Genomic DNA, 2868 nt, shown 5'->3' with positions numbered 1-2868 from the left:
CCGAAATACTGAGAAAAAGCGTCGATATTCATGGGGGCACTCCTGAAAAAAGGAGTATGAGATCATAAGTAGCTCCGTGGGTCAAACTGAACGATTTTGATTAAATAACGTTCGCGATCTCACCCTAATGATGTACCAAAGCATTTTTTTGCGCTAAATTTAACGGGCACCTGGATAATCATTTTGATAAGGTAGGTAAAAGCCTATGAATGAAAATGGATTGAGTCGATTTATTGTCGATTATATCGAAAGTCGTAAGCAGTCAAAGCTGGAGGCTTTTGATAAAGAGGCGGAAAAGAAACTGGCGAAGTTAACCTCAGCAGAGGAGATCTCTGTTGCTCAACAAGAGATTGCCGAACAGCTCAAAGAATTGGAAGAACGCTTTGAGGTAAGAAACTGGCTGGATGATGCCGCAAATCGGGCAAAACAAATTAGCTTGGTAACGCATGCTTTGAAATTTACTCATAGCGATGCAAAAGGCAGTAGTATTTTTGCAACATCAGCAAGCGGAAAAGAAAATATTGAATATCTTTCTATTACCGCTTTGAATAAACCAGCAATAGATGCTGTAGGAAATGCCGCAGCTCTTGATGTTGCAAAATTATTGCAAACAGAATACCAGAAAGATTCATTGGTAGAGTGTCTGAATCGGGAGGATTATACGGCACTGGCTGAACTGGCGGAAAACGTGCAACAACTTGAGCGGTGGATTAACGGATTCCGACAAGCTTTGTCGGATGAAACACTTTCTTCACATAAACTGGCAAAACAGCTCTATTTCCCCGTCAGCCCCGGTGAATATCATTTATTAAGCCCGCTTTTTTCTTCATCGTTGGCGAATGCAATACATCAGCATATTATCGAAGCCCGTTTTGGTGAGTCATCTAAAAAAATTAATAAGGCGAAGAAAGAAGAATACTGGCATCCTGAAGCTAGAGTTATTTATCCTAGTACTGCTGTACAGAATATAGGTGGAACTAAGCCGCAAAATATATCTTACCTTAACAGTGTACGAGGTGGGAGCGCTTGGCTTTTATCTTGTGCTTCTCCCAATTGGCTAAGTATTACCAAACCTCCTATGGATCGCAGGTCCATTTTTGATCAGCGTAGTGAGTTTGTCTCATTAGCTCGTGAAACTATCGGAAAGATGCGGCAATATTTATTCGTTGTCCAAGATATCGAGAATAATAGAAAAATTAGAAAACTCCGGCAGGAATTTGTCGATCAAATTATTGATATTTTGTTTAACTATGTTGCTGGTGTACAAAATCTGTTTGAGCTTAAAGGTTGGAGTGCCAGTGATGATTGTGAGTTAAAACGTGCTCAACAGCTTTGGCTTGATCCTTATCGTTGCCAGCTGGATAAAGAATTCCGATTTGAACGCGAAGGTGGAGACTGGAAAAAAGAAATAGCCGCAGATTTTAGTTACTGGCTGAACCAGAGTTTGAAGCATGAGCGATTGGAAATGGAATTACCTGAACGTTGTGAGTGGGCCTCTGTGTTTAAAGAACGGTTACGTGAATTTGAGGATGAATTGCCGGAGGTGATGCCATGAGTTATCTAATTGTTTTGCGCCATATTAAAGTAGAAAACGCGAATGCGATTGCAGGTTTAACCTATGGTTTTCCAGCAATCACCCATTTTCTTGGGTTTACTCATGCACTTTCACGTAAATTACAGCAGAGCCGTGATTTAAGACTAGAAAATTGCGGTGTTATCTGCCATAACCACCAATTACATGCTTATCAATCTGATCCTATTAGGGATAAAGTTTTTGCATTAACCCGAAACCCGTTAACTAAAGAAGCAAAAACGGCGGCATTTAATGAAGAAGGTCGTATGCATATGACGGTTTCTTTATTAATTGAATGCATTGGCGAAATTGAAAATGGTGACGAAGGATCTAGGAATTTAGAAAAATATTTATGGGAGATCTGCCAAACTCAGAGATTAGCTGGTGGTACTATCACTGAAATTGCTAAAGTAGATGTTATTGCTTTTCCGCAGCAAGGACAGGAAACCCGTAAATTAATGCGTCGCCTGTTGCCAGGGTTTGTTTTGTTGGATCGTTCAGAATTATTAGCCAATCACTACGATGCATTAAAGCAAAGCAACCCACAGGCAGAAATGATTGACGCTTGGCTTGATTTTTCCGTTATTAAAATGCGGGCTATTCCTGTTCAGGAAGATAAGCAACCTGAAGTTGGCGACCCGGCACATTGGAAATATGTTCCCAAACCCGCTTCTGGATATTTAGTCCCTTTGATGACAGGTTATCAAGCTATATCGCCGTTATATCCCGCAGGGAAAGTAGAAAAAACCCGTGATCCTAATACGCCATTTTGTTTTGTTGAAGCAATCTATGGGGTAGGCGAGTGGAGAAGCCCGCACCGTATTAATGATATTCGCCAGTTACTTTGGTGTCACCATTATCAAGAGGGTATCTACCGATGCTGCAATCAACAGTTTGTTACCCATCAATCCAAACCCAATAAAGAAGTAAGAATCGACTGATTAATTTAAAAAAGGATATTCATATGTCTAAATCAACCATTAAAACCGCTTCTGTATTGGCATTTGAACGTAAACTTTCTAACTCTGATGCTGTCATGTTTGCTGGAAATTGGGAGCAAACCAGCGAATGGCAACCTATTGCTATTCAGGAAAAAGCGGTCAGAGGGACGATTTCTAACCGCCTGAAAAACGCGTTAACCAGCGATCCAGCTAAACTGGATGCGGAAATTCAAAAAGCAAACCTGCAACGTGTTGATGTTGCGGCATTGCCTTTTGATTCTGATACCCTGAAAGTGAGTTTCACATTGCGGGTATTAGGCAATCTTTCAACACCATCAGTGTGTAACGATCAGG

The 2868-nt window shown here is 40.8% G+C and carries 3 protein-coding genes; all 3 read left to right on the top strand.

Going from position 1 to position 2868, the window contains the following annotated elements; translation table 11 throughout:
- Positions 1 to 205 precede the first annotated feature (205 nt).
- A complete protein-coding gene (gene csy1, locus C5471_RS22965; protein WP_133814645.1) occupies positions 206 to 1555 on the top strand; it encodes a type I-F CRISPR-associated protein Csy1 in 1350 nt (449 codons plus the stop codon).
- Positions 1552 to 2514, top strand: a complete 963-nt coding sequence (gene csy2 / locus C5471_RS22960; protein ID WP_133814646.1) for a type I-F CRISPR-associated protein Csy2 — start codon at positions 1552 to 1554, stop codon at positions 2512 to 2514. Before csy1 ends, csy2 begins: the two co-directional genes overlap by 4 nt.
- A gap of 23 nt (positions 2515 to 2537) precedes the next feature.
- Positions 2538 to 2868 (top strand): type I-F CRISPR-associated protein Cas7f/Csy3 (locus C5471_RS22955; protein ID WP_166296526.1); only part of this gene is annotated, 331 nt, incomplete at its 3' end.

Source organism: Photorhabdus tasmaniensis (assembly GCF_011189505.1).
Lineage (GTDB): Bacteria > Pseudomonadota > Gammaproteobacteria > Enterobacterales > Enterobacteriaceae > Photorhabdus > Photorhabdus tasmaniensis.
Note: the sequence above shows the minus strand (reverse complement) of the source record. Positions and strands in the feature narration are given on the sequence as shown.